This window comes from Kaistella flava (ex Peng et al. 2021), assembly GCF_015191005.1.
Lineage (GTDB): Bacteria > Bacteroidota > Bacteroidia > Flavobacteriales > Weeksellaceae > Kaistella > Kaistella flava.
This window is the reverse complement of the sequence record NZ_CP040442.1, coordinates 1,171,224-1,193,276: the sequence shown is the minus strand read 5'-3', so window position 1 is coordinate 1,193,276 and position 22,053 is coordinate 1,171,224. Positions and strand designations below refer to the sequence as shown.

At 32.6% G+C, this 22,053-nt stretch carries 21 protein-coding genes; 20 read left to right on the top strand and 1 reads right to left on the bottom strand.

What is annotated here, in order from left to right:
- The 16 genes from Q73A0000_RS05375 to Q73A0000_RS05300 all read left to right on the top strand — a co-directional run bounded on the left by Q73A0000_RS05375 (position 1) and on the right by Q73A0000_RS05300 (position 17,280).
- Complete coding sequence (locus tag Q73A0000_RS05375; RefSeq protein ID WP_317174276.1) at positions 1–303, top strand: DUF4133 domain-containing protein; 303 nt, start codon at positions 1–3, stop codon at positions 301–303.
- Positions 278–3,343, top strand: coding sequence for a TraG family conjugative transposon ATPase (locus Q73A0000_RS05370; protein WP_193813047.1), 3,066 nt, complete (start codon positions 278–280; stop codon positions 3,341–3,343). The genes Q73A0000_RS05375 and Q73A0000_RS05370 overlap by 26 nt, the downstream gene beginning before the upstream one ends.
- Entirely contained in the window at positions 3,330–3,986 is a 657-nt protein-coding gene (locus Q73A0000_RS05365) for a hypothetical protein (protein ID WP_193813046.1), read from the top strand. The genes Q73A0000_RS05370 and Q73A0000_RS05365 overlap by 14 nt, the downstream gene beginning before the upstream one ends.
- Positions 3,987–4,002: 16 nt before the next feature.
- Positions 4,003–4,680, top strand: a complete 678-nt coding sequence (locus Q73A0000_RS05360) for a hypothetical protein (protein ID WP_193813045.1) — start codon at positions 4,003–4,005, stop codon at positions 4,678–4,680.
- A 10-nt stretch (positions 4,681–4,690) separates the two neighbouring features.
- A complete protein-coding gene (locus Q73A0000_RS05355) occupies positions 4,691–5,359 on the top strand; it encodes a hypothetical protein (protein ID WP_193813044.1) in 669 nt (222 codons plus the stop codon).
- Between the two features lie 88 nt (positions 5,360–5,447).
- Positions 5,448–6,188, top strand: a complete 741-nt coding sequence (locus Q73A0000_RS05350) for a hypothetical protein (protein WP_244140809.1) — start codon at positions 5,448–5,450, stop codon at positions 6,186–6,188.
- Between the two features lie 3 nt (positions 6,189–6,191).
- The gene (locus Q73A0000_RS05345) at positions 6,192–7,451 is read left to right on the top strand and encodes a hypothetical protein (protein WP_244140808.1); all 1,260 of its coding nucleotides are present in this window, start codon (positions 6,192–6,194) and stop codon (positions 7,449–7,451) included.
- Positions 7,452–7,494: 43 nt separating this feature from the next.
- A complete protein-coding gene (gene traK, locus Q73A0000_RS05340; RefSeq protein WP_193813042.1) occupies positions 7,495–8,109 on the top strand; it encodes a conjugative transposon protein TraK in 615 nt (204 codons plus the stop codon).
- Positions 8,109–8,474 carry a hypothetical protein gene (locus Q73A0000_RS05335; RefSeq protein ID WP_193813041.1) on the top strand — a complete coding sequence of 122 codons (366 nt, stop codon included), beginning with the start codon at positions 8,109–8,111 and terminating at the stop codon, positions 8,472–8,474. The genes traK and Q73A0000_RS05335 overlap by 1 nt, the downstream gene beginning before the upstream one ends.
- On the top strand, positions 8,464–9,687 hold the full coding sequence (gene traM, locus Q73A0000_RS05330; protein WP_317174275.1) for a conjugative transposon protein TraM: 1,224 nt from the start codon (positions 8,464–8,466) through the stop codon (positions 9,685–9,687). Before Q73A0000_RS05335 ends, traM begins: the two co-directional genes overlap by 11 nt.
- Positions 9,680–10,549 (top strand): conjugative transposon protein TraN, encoded by an 870-nt coding sequence (gene traN / locus Q73A0000_RS05325; protein WP_193813040.1) that lies wholly within the window; start codon positions 9,680–9,682, stop codon positions 10,547–10,549. Before traM ends, traN begins: the two co-directional genes overlap by 8 nt.
- Positions 10,550–10,590: 41 nt before the next feature.
- Complete coding sequence (locus Q73A0000_RS05320; protein ID WP_193813039.1) at positions 10,591–12,579, top strand: type IV secretion system DNA-binding domain-containing protein; 1,989 nt, start codon at positions 10,591–10,593, stop codon at positions 12,577–12,579.
- A gap of 4 nt (positions 12,580–12,583) precedes the next feature.
- Positions 12,584–13,453, top strand: a complete 870-nt coding sequence (locus Q73A0000_RS05315) for a M23 family metallopeptidase (RefSeq protein ID WP_193813038.1) — start codon at positions 12,584–12,586, stop codon at positions 13,451–13,453.
- On the top strand, positions 13,443–14,147 hold the full coding sequence (locus Q73A0000_RS05310) for a hypothetical protein (protein ID WP_193813037.1): 705 nt from the start codon (positions 13,443–13,445) through the stop codon (positions 14,145–14,147). The genes Q73A0000_RS05315 and Q73A0000_RS05310 overlap by 11 nt, the downstream gene beginning before the upstream one ends.
- A gap of 35 nt (positions 14,148–14,182) precedes the next feature.
- Complete coding sequence (locus tag Q73A0000_RS05305) at positions 14,183–16,474, top strand: JAB domain-containing protein (RefSeq protein WP_193813036.1); 2,292 nt, start codon at positions 14,183–14,185, stop codon at positions 16,472–16,474.
- Positions 16,475–16,554: 80 nt separating this feature from the next.
- Positions 16,555–17,280: a hypothetical protein gene (locus Q73A0000_RS05300; protein WP_410504123.1), complete on the top strand. Its 726-nt coding sequence runs from the start codon at positions 16,555–16,557 to the stop codon at positions 17,278–17,280.
- Between the two features lie 316 nt (positions 17,281–17,596).
- Here Q73A0000_RS05300 and Q73A0000_RS05290 read toward each other — a convergent pair whose 3' ends face one another.
- Positions 17,597–19,336: a helix-turn-helix domain-containing protein gene (locus Q73A0000_RS05290; RefSeq protein ID WP_208458803.1), complete on the bottom strand. Its 1,740-nt coding sequence runs from the start codon at positions 19,334–19,336 to the stop codon at positions 17,597–17,599.
- A gap of 284 nt (positions 19,337–19,620) precedes the next feature.
- On the opposite strand from Q73A0000_RS05290, the gene Q73A0000_RS05285 reads away from it, so the two are divergent.
- From Q73A0000_RS05285 to Q73A0000_RS05270, 4 genes are all read left to right on the top strand, one after another.
- A complete protein-coding gene (locus tag Q73A0000_RS05285) occupies positions 19,621–19,848 on the top strand; it encodes a hypothetical protein (RefSeq protein WP_193813033.1) in 228 nt (75 codons plus the stop codon).
- Between the two features lie 159 nt (positions 19,849–20,007).
- Positions 20,008–20,247: a hypothetical protein gene (locus Q73A0000_RS05280; protein WP_193813032.1), complete on the top strand. Its 240-nt coding sequence runs from the start codon at positions 20,008–20,010 to the stop codon at positions 20,245–20,247.
- Positions 20,248–20,416: 169 nt separating this feature from the next.
- Positions 20,417–21,004 carry a hypothetical protein gene (locus Q73A0000_RS05275; protein ID WP_193813031.1) on the top strand — a complete coding sequence of 196 codons (588 nt, stop codon included), beginning with the start codon at positions 20,417–20,419 and terminating at the stop codon, positions 21,002–21,004.
- Positions 20,970–21,881: a hypothetical protein gene (locus Q73A0000_RS05270; protein ID WP_193813030.1), complete on the top strand. Its 912-nt coding sequence runs from the start codon at positions 20,970–20,972 to the stop codon at positions 21,879–21,881. The genes Q73A0000_RS05275 and Q73A0000_RS05270 overlap by 35 nt, the downstream gene beginning before the upstream one ends.
- The last annotated feature ends 172 nt before the right edge of the window (positions 21,882–22,053 follow it).

Here is a 22,053-nt window from a genome sequence, read left to right as displayed (position 1 = left end):
TTGAAAAAGCCCCTTATATTTTTCGGACTAAAAGACAAGTATATCTACTTCGCGATGGGTTCAGCCGTTGGTGGACTTATTACAGTTGCGATACTTTCTTCTTTGTTTGGATTATTCGGAATGATCATCGGCGCAGCAATAGGAGGAACTGGAGTCTTTCTCAGTTACAAAATGCAGGATAGCAAAGGGCTATATAACAAAACAAGGAACGAAGAAGAATTGCACATTATTCCGACAAAATTCAGAAATGTAAAACTTTTACCAAAAAAAGTAAATCATGAACTTAAAGAAAAAAACTTTTGATATTCCTTTTATCGGGTATGATTACGGGAAAGATAATAACTGGAATTTTGATGTGCTCATCGGTCAGTTCGGCAATCCTGTTATCGGAATTCAAATCAAAAATAATGTAGAACAATATTCTGCTGATCCTGATGCCTATCTACAATTTCATACGGTTTTGAATCAAGTTGTTGCGATCATTGGGGAAAGTCATATTGTTCAGAAGGTTGATATTTTCAGTAAACAAAAATATACTGCTGAAAAATCAAATGAATTTTTACAGCAAAAATATTCCGAACATTTTGACGGTAGGATGTTCAAAACCATCGATACCCTTTTATTGTTTACAGATATAATAGATCAAAATACAAAGAAAATCAAATACAATTTTTCTGAAAAAGCGTACAAAATATTAAGAGATAAATGCCTTAAAATCTTTATGCTATTATCTCAAAATGACTGCGATCCCCAGTTTTTAAAGGAAAAGGATTTCGAACATTATATCAGTGGAATTTTATCAATGAATTTTGCTCAAACGCCTTCTTTTGATAATATTAAAGCCACGCATGAACATCTTAACATCGGTAACAAATTTGTTAAAACGATTAGTTTCGTAGACATAGAAAAAATCGAATTACCTTCAGAAATTGAAACCTATTCCTATTTAGGTGGTAACGGTTCCGCTTCGGAAACAGCAGTTGACAATTTTTCTTTTATCAATGAATTAGACGATTACAAAACCATCGTTTACAATCAGATTATTTCGATTCCTCATCAAGCTTCAAAACAGCGAGAATTAGAAAAAAAGAATAAAAAGCATGAAGGCGTCGCTAATAATTCACCCTCAAATGCCATCGTTGCAGAAGAAATTGATGAACTGCTTCATAATATAGCGATGGACGGTCAACTCATCGTCGATGCCCATTTTTCTATTTCCTATTCTACAGATTCTCTTGAAAAAATGGAAGAAACTCAATCCTTAATTGAAAATAAATTGTTCATGAAAGGAATTATCGTTTCCCAAAATTCTTACAATCAACTGGAACTTTTTAGATGTTCTATTCCCGGAAATGCAGTGGAACTGAAATCATACGATTTATTTACAACGACAAGCGAAGCTGCGCTTTGTTTTTTTTTTAAAGAAAGTTATCCCGTAAACGAAGAATCAAATTTTTACTTACGCTTCACAGATCGACAAGGAGTACCCTTAAAAATAGACCCATCAGATTTACCAATGAAAACCGGCAGAATAAATAACAGAAATAAGTTTGTACTTGGTCCGTCCGGTTCTGGTAAATCTTTTTTGATGAACAATATCGTGGAACAATATCTTACTTACAATTATGATGTAATTATTGTAGATACCGGCGATTCCTATTCCGGTCTTTGTGCTTACAAGGGTGGAAGATATATTCAATACACCGAAGAAAAACCAATCACAATGAATCCCTTTTTAATGGATAAAGAGGAGTTCAATATTGAAAAAATTGAGTTTTTAACCAATCTTATTTTTTTGATTTGGCAAGGTGCAGATGCTTCGATGAGTTCGACTCAAAAATCTATTTTAGATAATGTGTTGATGTCTTATTATCATCAGTTTTTTAATGGTGGCAACAATTGGTACGAAGAGAAAAGCTCTGAAGATTTGTTTCATTATTTGAAAAAATACAACATTCACGAAGAGGATATTCATGCTGATTTTGAAAGCGAAATTAAAGAGCATCAAACCTATTACGATATTCTGGAAATTCCTTTTGATGCTACCACTGCTCATGTTAGAGAAAAAGGACGGAAAATGATTCAGATTTATCATCCCGATAAAAATTTGGATAACCCGGATTACGATTCTTCTAAATTTTTTCAAGTCTTTGAAGCTTACGAAACTTTGAATGATGAAGAAAAAAGAAAAATTTATGACGAAACGCAACTCATTTTGACCAAAGCTAACTCTGTAATAAAAAGACCAGAGAATACCAAAGAATGGAACGATGCACTACGAAAAGCGCTCATCAAAAGAATTGTTGAGTTAGAGAATAAACTTGCGTTTGCAGAATTATCATTTAACAGTTTCTACGACTATTGTGATCAGTTCTTACCGATTTATCTCAATAATAAAAAGCACCGAATTGATGAAAGTGAATTCAAACTAAGAACCTTCTTATTCGTATTAAAAGACTTTTACAAAGGTGGACGATATGGCACAACGCTGAATGAAAATGCAGATAGTACTTTATTTGATGAGCCCTTTATTGTTTTTGAGATTGATAATGTAAAAGATAATCCAAAACTATTTCCAATCGTCACGCTTATTATTATGGACACGTTCATCCAGAAAATGCGATTGAGAAAAGACCGACGAAAAGCATTAATTATCGAAGAAGCTTGGAAAGCAATTGCCTCAAAATTAATGGGAGGTTATATTCTTTATTTGTATAAAACAGTAAGGAAATTCTGGGGTGAAGCGGTCGTGGTAACTCAGGAACTCGATGATATTATTGGCAACACCATTGTGAAGGATTCTATCATTAATAACTCTGACACTTTTATCTTATTAGACCAGACTAAATTCAAAGATAATTTTGATAAAATCGCCTCTTTGCTATCACTAAACAAAGTGGAACAAAACAAGATTTTCACCATTAATAATCTGAATAATAAGTTCGGAAGAAGCCGCTTCAAGGAATTCTATTTGAAACGTGGATCGAAAGGAGAAGTCTATGGGAATGAAGTTGCCTTGGAGCAATATTTAACCTATACGACAGAGAAACCCGAGAAGATCGCCATTGAATATTACGCGCATCAATCTGATAGTTATGATGAAGCACTGCAACTTTTTATCAAAGACTTTACTGAACTGGAGGACAAAATGGAAAATATGGTTGGTTTAGTCAATCTCTATCAACAACCTCTTGATGAAGATATTCTTGGTTATTATCAGGAAATAAGAAATGCAAACAAAGACCAAAATATTTTGAAAATAATTGGACAGGAAATGCAAGATCGTGGATTGAATTTAAAAGAACTCCTTCATTCTAAAAAGCACGATTATGAAAAAGTTTAGACTTATTCTTTTGTTGATCGTAGTAAATTTCGTCTCGGCGCAAAACACTTACATCGATGTGACAACAACACTTGCGTTAAAATTATATTCGGATAATCTTGAAAATCAGCAGGAAAAAACAATTACGGAACAAACAAAACTGCAACAAGCTCAAGCTTGGGTAGGAACACAGATGGTGGTGGCAAATAATATTCAAAACACCGTTCTCAAAGGTTTGAATGAGGTATCTGGAACATTGAAAAATGGAGTACAGGTGATTGGGATTTATAACGAACTGGACCGCTGTTTACAGTATTCAAGTGATATTTTAATTCTAACAAAAGACAAACCACAATATGCTGTTTTTGGAGTTAAGGCGTCTCAAAAAGCGTATGAACAGGTCATAAAATTGACCACAGATGTGACAGACTTATTAAAGCCGGGAGAATTAAATCTTGCTACTGCAGGAGATCGTTATAAACTACTTTTTTCGGTTTCTCAAAATGTAATAATGCTTAAAATATGGTTGCTTTCTACCAAACTGAATATCGAAAGAGCTATAAGGTTAGGATGGTTTCAGTCTATTAATCCTTTTCAAGGTTATATCAATACTGATATAAGCATTGTGCAAAACATTATGTGGACTTATAAAAACAGATTTTAATATTAAAAAAAGCACCATGAAAAAAAGACTATTTCTTTCAATAATGCTTCCAACAGTTTATCTGGTAATTACTTCATCCGGAGGAAATCCGACTCCTCCGTGGGAAAAAGAGAATGTTTCATTTCCGATGATGAATCAAGAGATTCGGCACACGATGCAGGAAAATGAAAGACAGAAAGAAATGAAAAATTGGCAAGACACCAATTTAGCAACCGAAGTTGTCAATAAAAAACAATGGGAAAAGTTTAAGGAAACCACGACTAAAATTCAAGACCGATTGAGAATTGTTGATTTTGCAATGCAGGCCATTCCCACCGGTTATGCCATTTTTCTGGAAAGTCAGAAAATACAAGATATTCAATCCAAGATAATTACAGAAATTCAAACCGCTCCTTATTCGCTCATTGTTGTTTTGCCTGCAGAAATAAAATTTGTTGATGATATGCAAATGATTGTGCGATTACTAACGGGTATTGTTCTTTCCTATGGTGCAATTAATCAAATGGAAAAATCCGAACGAAAAATTTTGTTAGAATATGCTTTGGAGGAAGTTACAAGACTTCGAAGAGATTCCTTTTTTATGTTGATGAAGATCAGAGATATCAAGCGGAAAGTGGAGTGGACAAAGTTTGTTGTCCTCAATTATATCAATAAGGACAAACAGATTGTAGAACAAATTATCAATCACTTTTAATAGTAAGAACATGAAAAAAATAACGCTTGCTCTATTGACTGTTATAGGAGGATTAACTTTTACAGAAGGACAAACTATTGTGATAAACGACCAACTGATAGCACAATTGACCAAAAATCAAGCGGTTCGATTGGCGAGCAATGAATCCTTTCTAAACTCTTATGAAAAGCAGAAAAAGTTATACAACGATATCAATCAAAAAATTGCCCAAGTAGTTGCCATTCAAGAATTCATCTATGATAAACTCACCAATATAAATTCAGCAATCAAGCAAGGAAAGCAACTATATTATTTATCTAAAACTTTTGTACAAATCGGTCAAAATGCAAATGACGTTCTGGCTCTAACTGCTCAACATCCCGAATATGCTATTCTAATGAACAGATTTTACATAGCAGCTGTACAGGAACTCCTTAAAATGCAGGCGGAACTTACGCAGGATATACTTCATGAAGAAAACGATTTTCTGATGGATCCTTACGATCGCCAAGTACTGATTCAAAATCTTTCTTCCAAAGCTCAAATGATAAATGGCTATCTGATCTGTATTAAAATAAGGCTGAAAAACGCTAAGAAAATTCCATATATCTATCAAATTCCGACCATTAATACTTATGTAAATCTTGACAGAGCTATTGTTAAAAAAATCATAATCTATTACCAAAACCTTTTTAATTAATACGATGAAGAAAAATTACACAAAAAAAATCTTGCTTTTTCTTACAATTTTTGTTGGAAGCTCATTAAGCTATGGGCAAGTCAAAAGATTGAATGATCCTTCAATTGTCGCGCACAATAAGAGAATGGTATTTGAATCATGGGGAGATTTTCGTCCCTATCCAAAATACTTTTTAGGAATACAAACCAATTTCGCTTATGCCACCGTTTGGGGTTGGCTCGCTCCATCAAGAAATAGAGATTACAAGGATGGTGCAGACATTCGACCATTGAAACCAACCGGATTAGAAATTCAAAGATTCGCTGAGTTAGAATTTCAAAGAAAAGAGGCTGAGAAAATCAAACTTCAAGTCGATACTTTATACACAAGAAACGTACAAGATTTTGCTCACTGGACTTCTGTAACTGTTGAAGCCGATCCTCTTTGGTTGCTCTATTATAAAAGAATGCTCAAACCATTGAAAGAGTTTCCCGACAATCCTCAAAATTATATCCAATGGCAAATAAAGGAGGATAAAACGTATCAAAATATGTTGGCTAATGGAGGAATTGCACATCTTGAAAAAGAACTTGCACTACTAAAAGATAAGTACAATAACTCGCGGACTTTGGATATGCCTCGTGGAAAGCGCTTTCTAATGTATCACGAAACCTTAATTGGTTGGAGAAAATTTGTAAATCAGTTAAGAGCTTTCGATCAAAAAAATAATTTATTTCTCGACTATAAAAAACTTCTGACGAAATCAAGAACGAAATTAGAATCTGATTGGAGATCCAATGACTTGGCGATTGCTCAAAAAATGATGATTGAATATAAAAATAAATTTTAAAGCATGAAAAAATATTTAACGCTAACGCTTTGTCTTTTACTATTCCTTTTGCCAATGATAATTTTTGGTCAAAGTAACGATCCTATTTTAAGTCAGGCTGGCGAAACTGATAGTTATAACAAACTGCTACAATTTCTAAAAGGTGATGGTGCTTTTGAAAAATGGTTTATGGAGGCATTTACAAGATTAGACACTACAATGGCAGCTCAGTCGGCAGGCGCGGTAATGCTCGGACAGGCGGTTGGTGGTTTCGGAGCCTTATGTTATATGGGTTATTTGGGTTGGCAAATGCAGGAAGGCGCAAGACCTTGGGAAGTAACACCGATGATCCGTCCTACAATCATTGCTTTTATTTTAATGTATTGGGGTGCTTTTACCAATATGATTCAATATCCACTACAATCTTTGGCAGAACCAGGAATCGCTCTTTTTCAAGATATTGAAAAAGATGCTAATGATTTGAGAGTTGAAAGATTCAAAAAACAAAATCAAATCTTAGAAATTCTTATAAAAACGCAAGCAGAAGAGGAAGCCAAGCAAGAAACTTTGGATAAGTTAGAAAAAAAAGCAGACGACAGTTGGTTCGATATCGATGTAGACAAATTACTGGCGCCCGCTAAAGAATGGTATATGAAAATGGAATTTAAAATTCAAAAAACATTATCAGAAATTATTGAAGCAGTTTCTCTTACCATTCTTCGGGTCTGTACCTATCTGATTTTTTTTATTCAGAAAATATGGAGTTACATATTAATTGTTTTGGGCCCTTTTGCCGTAGGAATGTCCCTCATACCAGGATTTGAGAACTCCTTTAATAACTGGGTTACCAAATTCATCAATATTAATCTTTACAGCTTCATCACGTACACGATTATCAATATTGGTCAGCAATTGATTATGTCAGGATATCAAATGGAACTCGATCGATATGCGCTCATGATTGATTCCGGCGGTGTTGCAGATATGAATACGCTTCGGGTTTACGTACAAAACAGCGGTATGATGTACACCGCTCTTTTTCCTGCAGTTGCCTATATCATAACCGGAATAGGAATTTTGATGGTTCCTTCGATTTCCGATTCAATTGTCTCCGCTGGCGGTGCTGGAATTATGAGCAAAGGAAAAGCCGCCGGAGGAACGGTAGCGAGCGCAGGAAAAGCAGTGGGAAGAACTGCAACAGCAGCGGCTGCGGGCGGAGTTGCAGGAGCCGTAGTTGCGGGTAAAGAAATAGCAAAAGCGGTCGGTAAAATGAATAACAAATAAAGATAATCTCCTATCTGAAGTCTAACATTTACAACTTTAAATCATGCTAGTTAAAAATATAGAACAAAAAATAAAAATAAATAAAGCGGTGTCAATAGCATCGATACTCTTTGCGGTTTTCGTTGTTATTGCAGGATTTGTGATGGCTTACAAAACTGTGCAAGATTCACGGAAATCGCTGTACGTGATTGACAACGGTGTTCCAATTTTGGTTAAACAAACAGACGAATTATTAAACAGACCGGTGGAGTATCAATCTCAGATCGAATTATTTCACCGCTTATTTTTTACCCTCGCACCAGACGACAGATACATCAAGGAAAACGTCGAGAAATCTCTTTACCTCATTGATGATAGTGGAAAAAAAGAATATACAAATCTGCGAGAGAAGGGATTTTATAATCAGATTATCTCTGGAAATTCTCTGGTTACGGTAAGGAACGATTCCATAAAAATAGATTTACCAAATAGAAAATTCATCTATTATGGTACGCAGATGATCAACCGGAAAAAGTCCCTAATCATTCGGAAATTGATTACAGAGGGGAATTTTGAGGACATGATAAGAAGTCCAAATAATCCACACGGTGTTCTTCTGAGAAACTGGAGAATTTTAGATAATAGCGAACTGTCTAACAAAGTAAAATCCAACTACTAATGATCATTGAAAAATACAACTTCGTTAAAGAACAATTACTTCAGTTTAAGGACTGGATTATGAAACATCCAAAGCAAGTTTACGGTTACGTAATGATTGTCTTGCTCATTTCTTTTGGTTTGATCTTCATTCAATATTTTTATTTCACGCCGAAATTCTCCTTCAAAAATAACATTCCAAACCTTTATTCAAAAAGCGATCAAATAAAATCTGATATGGATAAAACTGAACAGAAAATGAGTAGCGTAGTGAAGGAACTTCAGCAATTAAAAAACAAAAGAGAGAATGGTCCTTTAACTAAAAGTGACAGTCTCAGAATCGAATATTTATTCAACCAATATCAAACTTTGAAAAATGGATATTAAGAAACTCAATTTCAAACAGCCAAAATATATTTTTCCACTGATTCTTCTACCAGTCATTCTTTTTCTTGGCTATCAGACGACAAAATATTTGGGGAAAGAAAAACAGCCACAGAAAGTAACGCAAGATTTATCGCTTAATCTGGGAGAAACGCAGGATTCTATATTATCGAAAAATGCAGCCTATGATGATTTTTTCAAAAAAGGAGATGGAAGATCAATGCTTGATGGAATTGATAAAGAAGAAGATAGTTTGCAAAATTTTTCGGATAACCTTGATGATCAACAAAAACGGTATATCGATTCTCTTAAAACAGTTCGATCTCTTAATAATGGAAGTTCAACTGATTTGGGAAAGGGTAGTTACTACAAGCAACAGTCAAAAATAAATTCTGATGAAAAAGATTTTCAGCGTTCCGCAGAAATGATACGGATGCTGAATAATGAAAGCAATGGACAAGGAAGAAACGCAAGTAATTATTCCGATTCTCCATCAGGTTTAAATGCTGCAAAACAGGAAAAAGAGAATGATCCCGTGAAAATGTTAAGAAAACAAATGTTGATGATGGATTCTTTGGAAAAAGCAAAAGATCCGGAATATCAGTCTGCATTGGCTTCTGAAAAAAAGTTGAAAAAGAATAAAGAAAAGATGGCCGCTTTTTTAAATTCCACACTTCGCGTAGATAAGTCATCATTGAATCCAAGTTTTAATTCAATCTCGAAGAAAAAGGATAACAATTTTATAAAAGCAGTGATTGATGAAAATCTAAAAGGATATCTCGGAAGCCGAATCCGTTTTCGTCTGTTGGAAGACATCAATGTTGGAAAACATAAAATTAGTAAAGGGTCTATTTTGTACGGTCAAATATCAGGATTTTCTCTACAGAGAGTGAATTTGAATGTGATTTCAATTTTAAATAACGGTGAAATTCTTCCCATCAATCTTTCTGTTTTTGACATGGACGGAATGCAGGGATTATATGTACCACAAAGTGACTTTCGAGAAATGCTCCGAGAAATGGGTGCCAATTCTGTACAGGGAACTCAAATGGATAGCAGTGGAGAAAGTTTTTTCACCAGTCTTTTTAGCAGTTTATTCAGTTCGACTTCTAAAACCATTTCTAACATGATCCGCCAGAACAAAGCAAAACTGAAATACAATTCTTACATCTTTCTTATTAACGACAAAGAACTTAAACAAAATGAAAATGATTAAAAATACATCGAAAAGATTACTTCTTGCATTATCGATTTTTGCAGTAATATCAGTTTCTGGTCAAACAGAAATGCCCGAAAAGCGAGTGTCAGATCTAACAAAATTAGATATTTCAAATGGAGTTAGTCTTCATATTATTTCTCCAGAGCCCATCCAATTTGTGGATTTATCAACCAGTAATCTCACTGGTGATTTGCCTGCTGAAAATATCGCACGAATAAAAATCACCGATGCGACTGAAATGGATTCAACTTCAATTCGTAAAGATATTGACGTAAATAATTTAGGAGTTATTACCATCGTTTGCCAATCGTTTATGGCTCAGTACAAAGTCAATTATTTAGATTTTAAAGGCAACGCGGTAACCAATATCCAAATTCAACCCGAAGACATGCAGCCGCTTGAATATCCTAAAATGGCATTCTCTAATTCAGAACTGCATCGATTCTCTTTAGATATTTTGCGTAAAAAGAAAGTAAATAAACCTATTCGGGAAGTAAAAGGCCTCAAATTAACGATGCAAATCAACAATGTTTATGTGGTAAATGATTACATCTTTTTGGACATGACTTTTCTAAATTCTTCCAATTTAGGTTATGATATCGATGCGATTAAATTTTCTGTAGAGGATAAAAAAATCTACAAGGCAACCAATAATCAGTGCATCGCACTTGACCCGGTTTTTAAATTATATGATCAAAAACAATTCAAGAAAAGTTACCGCAATATTTACGTCTTCAAAAAATTTACTTATCCCAATAGTAAGGTGATGAAAATTCGACTTTTAGAAGAACAACTCTCTGGAAGAGCAATCGAAATGACCGTGAAGTATTCTGATATTTTAAATGCTGATACTTTTTAATCTCTTCAGTCTTCAGTTTCATAACCTCTAATATTTCACTCATGCAAGAACAACAGAATCAAATTAAGATCTATAGCTTTTTCCAAAAGATGGTTTATTTTATCGTCTTATTGGATTGTGCTTCTTTGTTTTTTCTTTCTGCAAATATTCCATTTGTAACTGATCTTTTGACAAAGTTCGCGAAGATGGGTCTTTTTTACCCACCTTTAAATGCTAAAATCTGTACGATCATTCTTATTACACTGGTTGCAATAGGAACAAGGGCAAAGAAAAAAATAGATTTGAATATTGGTAAACAAATCCTTTTACCAATTATCATAGGATTATCACTGATGTTTTCTTCCCTCGTTTTTATTTCTGAAGCAGGAAACAATACTCTTCCGAAAGTAATTCCACCATTAAATCTGTATCAAATTATTTATACATTTTTATCTTTTCTAGGGGCATTGATAGCGCAAGTTGGTGCCGATAATATTTCAAAATTAATGCAACAGAAAATGGGTAAAGACCGCTGGAATATTGAAGAGGAAAGTTTTGCTCAAAATCAAGAACTGGTGAAAACCGACACATCGATTAATATTCCTTACCTCTTTCGGTTTAATAAAAAAACCAACAAAGGTTGGATCAACATCAATCCGTTTCGAGGAACGATGGTTATTGGAACGCCTGGATCTGGAAAATCTTTCGGTGTTATTAATCCGGCAATACGACAAATGATTGATAAAGGTTTTTGTCTTTGTATTTATGATTTTAAATTTCCCGATTTGGCCAAAATCGCCTACTATCATTATCTCATAAAGAAAAGAAGCGATTCTAACTATCAACATCAATTGCATGTCATCAATCTGAACGACGTTGAGAAATCCAAAAGAGTTAATCCATTCAAAAAAGAATACATCCGAACTTTAGCAGAAGCACAGGAAATGGCAGAATCTATGGTTTCATCTTTACAAAAAGGAGGCTCAAGTTCTGGTGGTGGTTCGGAAGCATTTTTTACGCAATCTGCGATCAACTTTCTTTCTTCTTGCATCTACTTTTTTGCGACTTTCGAGAATGGAAAGTATTCTGATTTACCTCATATTCTATCTTTTATGAATAGAAGTTATAAAGATATTTTCGATACTCTTTTTACCAATGAAGAAATTTATTCCTTGCTTTCACCTTTTAAAACTGCTTATGATAACAAAGCATTTGATCAGTTAGAAGGACAAGTCGGTACTTTGAAAATCTTCCTTTCCCGATTGGCTACCAAAGAAAGCTTTTGGGTTTTTTCAGGTGATGAAGTAGAACTGAAAATAACAGATAAAGAAAACCCATCCATTCTAATTTTGGCTTCAGATCCGGGAACACAGGATATCAATTCTGCATTGTATTCATCGGTTTTAAATCGAACATTACGATTGATCAATTCGAAAGATAATTTGCCGGGAGGAATTATCGCCGATGAATTTCCGACCATTTATATTCATAAAATAGACAATATTGTTGCCACTGCAAGAAGCAATAAGATTGCCGTATTACTAGGACTTCAAGAAATTCCGCAGCTTCGCCAGTTCTACAAAAAAGAAGTTGCTGATACGATTTCTGCTATTGTTGGAAATATTCTTTCAGGTTCAGCAAGAGATAAAAACACATTGAATTGGATGGAGAAAATGTTTGGAAAAATCAAACAGAAAAGTTTTTCACAATCTATTTCACAACAAGGAACGACTACCAGTATTAATGAAAAAATGGATTTTATGATTCCTGCAGGTAAAATCGCTGCGCTCAAAACTGGGGAAATGGTCGGGATGATCGCACAAGGTGAAGAAAATGATACTGAAGAGTATAAAACATCGGCAATCAATGGGAAAATTAATCTTGATATGAAGGCAATTAAAAACGAGGAAAATAATTATGTCTCACTGCCAAATTACTATTCATTCATCGACAAAAAAGGAAATGACCGGAAGGAAGAAGTTCTAATGACCAATTTCAGAAAAATAAATAAAGAAGTAGAACTCATTGTTAACGAAATGATAACAGCCTGAAATTATGAAACTAAAATTTAAATATAAGGTCAGTTTTCTAATCTTGTTTTGCAGTTCGCTGGTATTTGCGCAGTTCAATACGCTTACCAGAAATTCAATAAAGAAGGATGAAGTTTTCCCTAAAAAAGAAGAGATGCAGCAAGATGGAAAGGACAAAGATGAAAAAGTCAAAGATGAAAAAGAGAAAAAGAAAAGCAGTCGAATAAAATTCTTTAATACCACTTCAAAATCAGATTTGAAGAGAGAATTGGATTCTTTAAAAACACTTATGCTCAAATATAGTTTGTCCAAAAACAAAGAGCAAAAACTCAATTTCAAAAAGATTGAAGATTCCTTAATACAAATGATGAAAAAAAATATTGAATATTCAACCGAAATTAATTCAAGAACATCTATTAAACAATATGATTTTGTTAATGATGATCAACCAAATGCAATTTCAAAAATATTTATGCCATTGAAAAATGGAATTATGGTGACCTCACCTTTTGGAACTCGTATTCACCCCCTATTTGGAAAAATGAAAATGCATAATGGTGCTGATTTAAAAGCGAATTATGAAAATATACATTCTGTAATGGACGGAATCGTAATGGAGTCAGGATGGGATTCTGGCGGTGGTGGAAATTATATTAAAATCAAACATTCCAATTCCTATGTAACCTCCTATCTCCATTTATCGCAAATTTATTACAAAGTCGGTGAATATGTAAAAGCCGGATTTATCATCGCGAAAAGTGGAAATTCTGGAAATTCTACTGGAGCACATTTACACTTTTCTGTTACTGAAAATGGAAATTATATAAATCCTATTCGGTTCCTAAATGATCTTATAAAAGCAAACAATTTAATCGCAACCTATTATGCAAACTAACAATTTACCAATTGACGACTTAAAAAAATACGGAATCGTCGATGCAGATAACTCTTTTTCAAAAAAACTTTCTGCCAACGATATTCAAAAGTTTTTGCAGGGATATACCATCGTCGCAGATAACGACAAAAGCAGAGCAACTTTCCAACTCGTTGAAAATAACAGCAGACTGAATGTGATTTTTCTGGAGAGAGATAAGAGCATTTCTGAAATCCTCACCAACAGTAAAGATAAAATCGAATATTCCAATATTCAAGATTTTTCAAAATCTGATAATGAATTGAATTTTGAGAAAAAAGCATTTGTAATTGATAAAGAAACCAACAAATTGGTGGAGTTTGATTTAACTAAAAATGCAAGAGAATTGACAGCAATTATCGTTGATAAAAATGATGCTCGTGAGACAAACCGCTACAAAGTTGAACTTTTAAAACTGAAAGGTTTTCTTCAGGATAAAATTGATCAATTCCCTGAGATGGCAAAAGAAATAACCAACGATTTAAATATTGTGTCAAAAGAAATCAACACCGTAAATGGTATTTCTCAAAATGAGAGTAATTCTCAAAAACAAGAACAATCAGAAGTTCAACTCAATGTGAATGATCCTGATTTGTACCAAGATGCTAATCGAATAAGAGAAGAAGAACTCGAACGAGAAGAAGACCAAGAGAAATCGCGAGGTTTCAGAAGATAAACAGTTAAAAATCCCACCATTCTTAAAAACTAAATATGAGTGTAACATTAGAAATAGGCAAGTACAACGAACAAATTGAATCTGCGGGCTTTCAGAAAATGGAATTTTCTGACATCGATGAAGCGATAGCTAATCTCGAATTTATGAAAATGGGATTCAATTATTTTAAAACTGGAGAATCTTTGATCGTGAGATTAGAAGAAGGAAAAAAGCCACATCTCATCGATTACGATGCAGTTGTTCCGATTCAGGAAATTAGAAAAGAACTCGAAGATAAATACCACCCCAATTTAACTCAAAATGAAAAAGAAGTTCAATCGATTGCAAGAGAAGCAAAAACGAAAATATCGGCAAACTCAAATTTTATTTTTGAGGAAGATGAAACAACAAGGTATGCAAAAACCTCGTCGGGTGAAAAATTACCGTTTAAATTGTTTAATCCCAATGAAACTGGTGCAGGATCCAATTTACTACGGGAACCGGAAAATTCTTTGCAATCTAACGATTTTGCATTAGTAGAACGGCGTTTTGCTGAGAATAAATCACTTCAACTCTTTGGAAATGAAAAAATCGGAAGTATTGATGATGTTGCGTGGCTATTTAAAGCACTGGAAGATGAAGCCGTAGAACATGCTTTTTTAGTCTATGATTTTGAGGATAAAGGATATTTTGTTCAGCATATTTCTACCGGAACTTTTGATGCAGCATTTGTAGATAATCGGCTTTTGATTGGAAATGTTTTGGAAGTCAAGCCAAAAGAAATAACTCTAGTTCATAACCATCCGAGCGGAAATTTGAAAGTTTCAAAAGCTGATAAGGATTGTATCATCAAATTAAAAAAAGCATTAGAAGATTCAAATATAAGGGTCAATAATGGGGTCATTATCAATTTACGAAGTGGAAAGTATGTCGTATTTGATGAGAATGAAACTGAAAATATTGATATGAAATCAAACCCACAATCTTTTAAAGAAATACAACCGTATTCTTTCAGTAAACAGGTTTTAGTCGAAAATTATCAACCAGTTAAAATAACCAGTTCAACAGATATTGCAAAATTTATTACGTCTCAAAAATTTGGGATATCCGATAAGACGGAATTGCTTGTGCTCAACAATCAGTTGAATATCGTTGGGAAATTCATCATGCCGCCAGATAATCAACTTGATTTTATCATTGGAAAGGTTGCAAAGTTCGGTGGGTCAAAGTGCATTTTATATGGAAACAATATCACTCCGGAGCAAGTTAACGCCTACAATAAAAAACTTCATTTTTCAGGAATTGAGATTTTAGATGCTATTCTATTCAACAGTGAAAATGGAAGAAAATTGTATGAATCATTTGCTGACAGTGGAGTACTTAGAACTCAAAAAGAAATGAATGGCGAGGTAAACGAAAATGAAATCACTAATGATTACAAAAGGTCGGAAATAATTAAAACAATCCAAGAGAAGCCATCTAGATATGACACCAATATATTAAGTGATAGCGGAAAATGGGCAGATAGATTTAGAGAGGAAAAAAAAGAATCTGAAAATAAATTAAATCATATTAACAATCAAAATCCAAAAATTATGGAAACACAAAAAGAATTTAACCAAGTAGATTATTTAAGAAATCAATTAAAATACCTTGGTTTTGGTGAGGGAGAACAACTTCACAACGATTTAGAATCGGGAATGAATTCTGCTGAAAAACAGTTTGAAATTAAAACAAATTCAGACAAAGCATTACCTGGAAATAAGGTTGATTTTACCTTGAAATTCAATAAAACAGAAAGTGGTGGTGTTTTTCTTAATTCCTACCATGCCGTTTTGAATAATAAGAAGGGTGAAGATATCTCTCAAAATTTCCCTGTAAATAGAGAAAATACATTTACCGCTAAAGAAGCAGTCAACCTTTTGGAAGGTCGTTCCGTGAAAATAGAATTCACTAATCCGAAAACGGAACAACTGGAACCCGCTTTCGTTAAACTCAATTTTGCGGAACCTAAGACTGAAAAAGGAAATTATAATTTTCAAAATTTCTACAAAAATTATGGAGTCGATACTGATCAGATTGTAGCGAAATCCAACCTAATTTTCGATCAACCAGAATACAGAGAAAGCACTATAAAATCTTTAGAAAAAGGAAATGTTGTAAAAGTGAAATTTGAGATCGATGATCAAACGGTAGAAGGAAAAGCAGTGCTCAATCCTCAATACAAAAATCTGAGTCTCTATGATCAGGATATGAACAGGATTAATACCAATAAACCTTTGGAGGGTTTGGAGAATGATAATAAGCACGAAAAAAGCAACGTCAAGGAACAGAGTATTAAGAGATAATAATTACTTACTAATTGCTATTAAAGAGCGGTAAGTCTTAATTCATAAGCTTGCCGCTTTTTTCTTTAAATCGATTTATTATGAAATCACAGATGTACGAGTTTACCACAAAAACAATTGTTAGAATGCATAAAATCACCATTATATTACCCGCACTGTTTTTCCTTTCTATTACAAATTCTTGTAACAAAGAAATTAAAGCCGAAAAAGGAGGAATTGACCTTATTTCAAATGTCTATTTTGACGCTTCCAAAGGATTGGACAAAATGCAAAATTTTCATTTATCCAGGATTAATTATTCGGGAGAAACCCTAGTAGAATTAGTTCCTGATCTCACTTTTCCTGAAATCACCAATGAAATTTATTATATAAAAGACTCATTATGCTATTCGCTTGGAAAAGAAAATAGCAGGAGCATTGTTCTTTCGGAAATTTCAAAAAAACAGAAACCATTTTTAGTGGAGAAAAAGAAAGAGGGCGGTCTTTTTTCAAAAGAATGGATTCCCAATTATCTTCATCGTAAAAACATCAGCGACACGGTTTTGTTCAATAAAAAATACAAAAGATTTGAAGTGAACTCTGCCAAAAGTTTTTCAAGATTTTACATTTATCCAACCGACACTATTTTACCTTATTCTATTTATAAGCACGCTGAAATCGACTATGCAGGAAGGTTAGAGCGTATTGATTCCTATAATAAAGAGAAAGATGTTTTTGTCACGCTTCAACTATTACCACGAAAAAACTGGGATGAGGAAGCCAAAGAAATTTTTGAGTTTAATGAGTTTGTGAAAAAGAAAAAGTGATGAATACAAATCCAACTCTTTATACGACTGCAGAAATTGCTGAAATTTCAGAGAGCGTTTCTGTTTTAGATTATTTCCTTCATCATATTTGAAAATAGGCAATGAACAGTAATTGGTTGAAGAATTGAGTAAAATAGGAAGAAAAATTTCAAGCGATAGCAATATCCCTCTTTCTGCTTTTGAAGAAATTTTCAAGGATTCTAACAAGACATCTCAGTTGTTTAATTTGTTACGATTTGAAGGAAAAAACAATTATCAATCTGAAAATACTGACATCGAAAACAAGATAGAGAATAAATTAAAACGTTAATATTGATTAAGATTCAAGTGAAGATATAACATTTAAAATATTTCCATCTTCCAGTTCTTTTTTTCGTTGCTTTATGAAATCAGTTGGTCGTATTCCATTGATTTCCTGAAACAGATCAGAGAAATTCTGCCGGGAACCTATTCCACACTCATCTGCTAATCCCTGAACTTTCAGACGAAGGTATTTCGGATTGTCATACATTAATTGTGTAATATAATTAATACGAAGTGTAGAAAGATATTTGCTGAAATTCACCCCTTTGGTATCATTAATATACTGGGAAAGGTAGGATTTGTTGGTGGCAAAATTATCGGCAAGTTGTTCAATCGTAAGACCACTCTCATTAAAGCCTTTATTCTCTTCAAAATCCTGTAATTTTTTATATAATTCCGAAAAAATATCTTCACTGATAATGGATTTTCCTTGTGCGGAAATACTCTCATAAGAAATAGAAACTGAGTTTTTATTTTGCTCTAGCAGTTTTTTCTCAAGATCAGAATATTTCTGTTTTATTAGTTTTTCATTTTGATAATATCTCCAGACCCAAAAAGACAGCATCCCAATAATGGAAGTAAGTATCAAAATAACTACTAAGCTCCATTTACTTCGTTTTTCCAGTTGGGTTTTCGCTTCCACAAGAACTTGATTATCAAACCCTCTATGTATTTTAGAAGAAAGGTAGGGGAAGTCTTTTTTTAAAATGCTATTCACTTTCAGTAAATCATTCGTGTAAGATAATTCTTTTTGATATTCATTCTTCCTTCGAGAATATGAAATAAGTAGTTCGTAGTTTTCCTGTAATTCAGGAAAAATAAATTGTCTTTTTCGGAAAATAGAATCTACCTTTTTAAACTGCTTAATTGCAGAATCTCTTTTATCCATGCTCAAAAGACTTTTCCCAATATAAAACTCAGAAACAGAAACCCAGTAAACATCATCATTCTTTTTCAGAACGGATAATGCTTTGGTAAGACTTTGCTCGGCTGTTTTGTAATTTTTATGGTAATAATCCGAAATACCTTTGCATTTCAGAAAATAAGCTTTTTCTAATGGGAAATCTTTGGATTGATCAGTAAAATTAAATCCAATATTAATTATTGAATCTGCTTTTTTATAATTATTAATTTTTTGGTAACAAGCGATTGCCTGATGCATACTGTTCAGATAGCCTTTAGAGTCATTATAAACTTGATTAGGATGATTTTTCTCTTTGGTTCTACGTTCAAAATAAACGATGCATTCTTTAAAATATTCCAGAGCTTCATCATAATATCCCAGATAGCTTTTTACTAATCCCATTTGATAGACTATTTTATACTTCAGGTAATCATCATTTCCTTTTTTAGAATAATCATATGCTCTTAGGTATTCTGTCAATGCGGCCGGATAATTTTTGTAATAAAAGTAGTATAAACTCCCCTTCAGTAAATAGGTAGTAGAAATTAAATTATTATCACTTGTTTCTTTCGCAGAAATAATAGCACTATCGGCATATTTTATTTTTAGGGATTTATCGGGTGAAAAAAAAGTACCATCTCTGTATCCTTGCACTAATTGTGCTTTGTTCACTTCTTTCTTTGCTTTTTGGATGAAAAGATTGATATGCTGAAGAGCAGACCCGTCATTCTCACTCAAGTTTTCATATTTACTTCGCAATTTATCAAAAGTTTCCTGACCGCTTATTTTCCCAAAAGAAAAAAAGAGAGAAACATAGAAAAAATACAAAATAATTTTTTTGAGGTGCATTTTAAGAAATATCATTGTGTTTGGTTTCCAAAAGTAATCAAAATCATTAAGATTGTATTAAAATTTATGGATTTTACATAAAATGGTGTTTTTATCTAATGTGTAAAATATCAATGGCTTATCCGTCTTAATTTCTCAATTAGGACGTCACAATTCGTCAATTGACTGATTAGGACATACTTATTTTGCCTAAAGGGCACTATCCAGATAGTTTTGACCCAAGAATTCGATCAAAAAAAAATTCCCGGCGCCGGGATAAACTTCAAAAACAAAATTTAATTATTATGAAAAAGTTTATCTCTTGGGTAGCAGCAGTTGCTGTATTAGTTTCAGTAGTCAGTTGTAGAGAAGCTGAAGAACTAACGGCTATACCAGAAACAAATTACGTTAATGCAAAATTAAAGAAAGATTCTTTGGAAATCAAAACAGAAAATCATACTTCATTGGACACTTCAAATACAGTAAATGATGCAGAGGGTGATCCTCCAAAGAAAGATGAGATCAAATGGTAGTTCTTAAAAAATGATTTGTCATCTGTGGATTTTGTAGTGCGCAATACAAATAAAAACAGATTATAGATAAGTGTAAATTAATTTTTTAACCAGTAGCTAAGAATAAAGTTCCCGACTTAGCTTCTTACTAAAAAACAATTGGGAACAACATTTTTTATTATGAAAAGAATAATTTTTTCTACAGTAGCAATAGCAGCTACTTTTGTTGTGTTTTCTTTTGCTCCTGCTGAGAAGAATAACACTATTAACAAGACCGAAGTTTCCACATTGAAGATTCCAGAAGGAGGAGCTTGTGATGCGAAGTTTCAAACAAATCAGACATTTAGTAAATGTGATACAAGATGGACTGAAACATCGACTGCAGGAAAATCTCAAGATACTGCTCTTAAAGCTTTGTAGTTATTAAAAAAAGAATGTCCTTTTGGAAAGAAGGACATTTTTATTCCCAATTTTCAATTTATGAATTTTATGAATTGAGGTATAATAAAACTTTTTAATAATACATACAATCGCTATTTGCAAAGAAATAAAATAAAAATTTTTTAGTAATAAACAAAAGTTAAATAATATGGGAAAATCAAAGCAGTTTTTATTAACCTCGTTTTTTATAGTACACTTGGTATTAATTTTTTTTCAAGGAGCAAATACTACAATAGATAATTATTGGAGTTATCATTATAAATCAAAACCTAATTTACCCAGATTTTTCACACAAAATGAAAATAATGAATGGTACTATATTCTAACAGGCATCAATACTGGATATGGTTTTTATGGTATAAAAACCTCATCTAAGAAATATTTTAAAATTAGTTATTACGATAATCATAATAAACTTATTCTAACTGATAGATATTTTGGACTAAATAGCACAAATGGAATTCAACGATTAGGTGGGTATTCTTCGTATATGGCAAATTACATAGCAGATACAGAAAAATTAATAAAAGAAGATAGTTTATCCAATTTAGTTAAATTTAGGAGGCAATATATAACAAAATCTATGAAATGGTTGGGAAAGGAAAAGGCCTATTTAATTCCAAATTGTAACTCATATAGAGTAGAACTTCTAACTATAATTCCAGATTACTATAAAGATGTCAATAAAAAAATAAAATTATATGCTTTACAAAGCAATTTATACCACGCAAAATAGAATATTAGGTTACTTCAAGCGAGAATATTCAGAAGTTTCTTTTTTACTTTTCTTTAGAATTATGATAGGTTTAATAGCTATCATTGAAATATTGTCATTGAAAGGGGATTTGTCTTTGTTCTTTTCCTCGTCTAATACTATGATTCCACAAGAGTTGATGTATATGGAAACAGGTGTTTTTAAATATCTACATCCACTTAGTTTGTTTCTTAAAGAAAAGGGATTATTTGATTTTTTTTATCAATTTACTTTATCTGCTTACCTTGTTTCTTTATTATTTTTAATAATTGGATTTTTGACTCGTTTTTCTGCATTTTTCGCATTAATCTTACAACTAATTATCTTTAAGAGTTTTGCTCAATTTAATTATGGTTATGACCAATTTATGACTATTTCATTATTTTATTGTTTTATTTTTCCCGTCGGAAAATACTATTCTTGTGATAATTTGATTTTTAAAAAGAAAAATGTTGAGATGTTTTTTAATTATCAGGGTGTATTACAAATACATCTGTCTATAGCTTATTTTTTTTCAGGCTTAGCAAAAGCATTAGATTCTGGTTGGTGGAATGGTAAATCTGTTTGGAATGCTTTGGCATCACTTGATGGTAATTTCTATCCAATACCTATTATTTATATTGTTGGAGGTATTTCAACAGTATTACTTGAATTATCTTATCCAATTTTAGTTAATTTTAAAAAAACAAGAAAAATTATTGTAATAGCAATGATATTAATGCATTTATTTATTGGATTAATGATGGAGCTATTTGCATTTTCAATAATAATGATTGTTTGGAATATTGCTTCTTTTGGAGAATTGAGTTTGGTAAAAGAGAAAAAATTACAAAATAATTCTCTGAATCAAATAGCATAAAAGACGTTTTTTATCCTTATTATTTTCTAAATATCTTTTGTAAGTTTATTATTTTAAAAACATATAACCTTAACATCGTTAAAATTTAATAGTAAGATTTAATTTTTTACTCATAGCAAATACTTTTTAAAATAATTATCAACCAAACACACACACCCTTAAAAATACTTAA